At 67.4% G+C, this 2,789-nt stretch carries 4 protein-coding genes; all 4 read right to left on the bottom strand.

The window, feature by feature from the left end:
• Window positions 1–268 (bottom strand): GTPase (locus AC1D1G_RS43945; RefSeq protein ID WP_477956791.1); only part of this gene is annotated, 268 nt, incomplete at its 3' end.
• Window positions 265–954: a (d)CMP kinase gene (cmk, locus tag AC1D1G_RS43940; protein ID WP_009473592.1), complete on the bottom strand. Its 690-nt coding sequence runs from the start codon at window positions 952–954 to the stop codon at window positions 265–267. The genes AC1D1G_RS43945 and cmk, both read right to left, overlap by 4 nt.
• Window positions 951–2,012 carry a pseudouridine synthase gene (locus tag AC1D1G_RS43935; protein WP_477956790.1) on the bottom strand — a complete coding sequence of 354 codons (1,062 nt, stop codon included), beginning with the start codon at window positions 2,010–2,012 and terminating at the stop codon, window positions 951–953. The genes cmk and AC1D1G_RS43935 overlap by 4 nt, the downstream gene beginning before the upstream one ends.
• Before the next feature lie 16 nt (window positions 2,013–2,028).
• Window positions 2,029–2,721 carry an SMC-Scp complex subunit ScpB gene (gene scpB, locus AC1D1G_RS43930; RefSeq protein ID WP_477956789.1) on the bottom strand — a complete coding sequence of 231 codons (693 nt, stop codon included), beginning with the start codon at window positions 2,719–2,721 and terminating at the stop codon, window positions 2,029–2,031.
• Between the last annotated feature and the right edge of the window lie 68 nt (window positions 2,722–2,789).

The following is a 2,789-nucleotide window of genomic DNA, read 5'->3' as shown; positions in this document are numbered from 1 at the left end:
CCATGAAGCGGCGGCCACTCCAGTTCGCCTCGTAGGAGACGCGGTCCCGGGTGACACCGGGAATGTCCTCGACCACGGCTTCGCGTCGGCCGATGATCCGATTGACGAGCGTCGACTTGCCGACGTTCGGGCGCCCGACCACTGCGAGGGTGGGAACCGGGACGTGGGACTCTCCGTCGCCGCCGTCTTCGAGGTCCAGGACCTCCCAGTCGGATTCCTCACTCCAGGTGCCGTCGCCTGCGAACTCGGTGGTGAATTGTTCGGTCACTGCCCTGCTCCAGTTCTTTCGCTTACCACCAGCAGCAACCTGCCGATCACGTCGTCGATTCCGAGTTCGCTGGTGTCGACAAGCACGGAATCGTCGGCCGGCCGCAGTGGCGACACGGCGCGCGTGGAGTCGAGGTGGTCACGACGCTGCACGTCGGCCAGCACGGCCGCGTAGTCGTCGCCTCGCCCCTCCGCGAGATTCTGCGCATTCCTGCGCTGTGCCCGGGCTTCCGCCGAGGCGGTGAGGTAGATCTTCACGTCGGCGTCCGGGATCACGACGGTGCCGATGTCCCGGCCCTCGACGACGATCCGTTCTGCCTCGCCCGCGAGACGACGCTGCGCCGCGACGAGCAGTTCACGCACGGCCGGTACGGCGGAGACAGCCGAGACGGCCTTGGTCACCGCGTCGCCGCGGATCTCCTCCCCCACGTCCTCCCCGTCGAGCAGGACCTGCTCACCCGCCGGGTCGGTGCCGATCGACCACGGCAGACCGGCGGTCGCGTCGGCGATCGCGGCGGGATCGGTGAGGTCCACGCCCTTGCGCAGCGCATGCAGCGTCGCGATGCGGTACATGGCGCCGGTGTCGAGGTAGCGGGCGTCGAGGCGCTGCGCCAGCATCCGGGAGACGCTCGACTTCCCGGTTCCAGAGGGGCCGTCCATCGCGACGACCAGCTTCGAGGTACTCACAGGCCCACCGCCCCGTAGAGACCGCYGACCTCGCCTCGACCGAGTACGCGGAGTGTGCCGGGACGCTGGTCGCCGAGAGCGACCGCGCCGATGTCCGTCCGGACGAGCCGGATGACGGGGTGTCCCACGGCGTCGAACAGGCGCCGCACGATGTGCTTGCGGCCTTCGTGCAGGGTGACGCGGACGAGCGACTTGCCCTCGTTGATGTCGAGGAGCGTGAACGTGTCGACCTTCGCCGGACCGTCGTCGAGTTCGACACCCTCCTTGAGCTTCTTTCCGACGCCGCGTTCGAGGGCACCCGACACGGTCGCCAGGTACGTCTKCGATACCTCGAAGGACGGGTGCATGAGCCGATGCGCCAGGTCACCGTCGTTGGTGAGCAGCAGCAGCCCCTCGGTGTCGGCGTCCAGGCGACCGACGTGGAACAACCGCTGACCTGCGGCGACCCGCTCGGAGACGATGTCGCCGACGCACGGGCGACCCAGGTCGTCCGACATCGTCGACTGCCAGCCGCGGGGCTTGTTCAGCGCGAGGTGGACCAGGTCCTTCTGCACGACGACCCGGACGCCGTCCACGCGCACCACCGCGTTCTCGGGGTCGATGCGCAGGCCCTGTTCGATGACGATGCGGCCGTCGACCTCGACGCGACCCTGCGAGATCAGTTCCTCGGCTGCACGACGCGACGCGACGCCGGCCTGGGCGAGGACCTTCTGCAGTCGCATGCCGTCGCCCTGCGGCGGGCCGACGGGCCGATCGGCGGCGTCGGCGTACTGGTGCCGGGCCGGCTTGGCATTGCTGATCTTGGGCGCGTGGGCCTGGGCGCGCTGCGGCTTGGCCGACTTGGGCTTGCCGCGTTTGTTCTTCGCGGCCGCGGCGTCGGGCCTGCCCGACTTCCCCTTGACGGCGTCCGACCTGGACGGACGCCGATCGGTCTCGGAGCGGCTCGGTCGCCCTCCGGCTTCCGACCTGTCCGAGCGACCCCCGGCCTCCGACCTGGTGGGGCGCTGCTTCTTGTTGTTGCGATCCGGTGTGCCATCTCGGCGAGCGGGTTTCTTCACTTTTGTACTATCCCTGTCAGTCTTCGGTGTCCAGCCCGGTGTCCAACTCTGCTGTGGAAGCCGTAGCTTTATTCATTCTCGCAAATCGTGGATCAGATTCCAGACTGTCACTGATGTCATCTATCAGATCCACGTCCGGCAACAGCGGAGCCAAGGCGGGAAGATCGGCGAGAGACGCCAAGCCGAGCCGTTCCAGGAAGAGCTCCGTCGTCGAATACTGCGTGGCGTTGGTATCGGGATCGACGCCGGCTTCGGCAATCAATCCGCGAGCGAGAAGTGTGCGCACCACACCATCCACGTTGACGCCGCGCACCGCACTGATCCGTGCGCGGGTCAACGGTTGACGGTATGCCACCACGGCCAGAGTTTCCAACGCCGCCCTCGTCAGTTTGGACCGCGCACCGTCGAGTAGGAGTCGTTCCACGTAGGGCGCGTACGCGGTGCGCGTATAGAGACGCCAACCGTCACCGGCATATCGGAGGTCCATCCCACTGCCACGGGCGGTGAGCTCGGCGGACATGCGGTTCAGCACGTCCGTGATGCGATTCACAGAAGCGCCGGTCGCGAAGGCGAGCTGTTCGGCTCCGGCGGGAGAGTCGACGATCAGCAGCAGCGACTCGAGAACAGCTTCGAGTTCGGTGTCCGACAGCTCGAGTTCTGCGTCGACGGCGCCCAAGTCGTCCGACTCGTCGAACGGGGCCGAACTCATCCGTAATCCTCCTCGGTCACCGGGGCGTGTGCGCCTTCTCCGGTCCAGCTCACCAGCAATTCCCCGAG

The sequence above is a fragment of the Rhodococcus sp. P3_B8 genome (assembly GCF_056402775.1).
The sequence above is the reverse complement of the archived record's forward strand: the minus strand, read 5'-3'. Positions and strand labels throughout refer to the sequence as shown.

Bases quoted from the DNA above. Each gene is read 5' to 3' on its own strand.
- scpB (WP_477956789.1), bottom strand. From the start codon at position 2,721: ATGAGTTCGGCCCCGTTCGACGAGTCGGACGACTTGGGCGCCGTCGAC.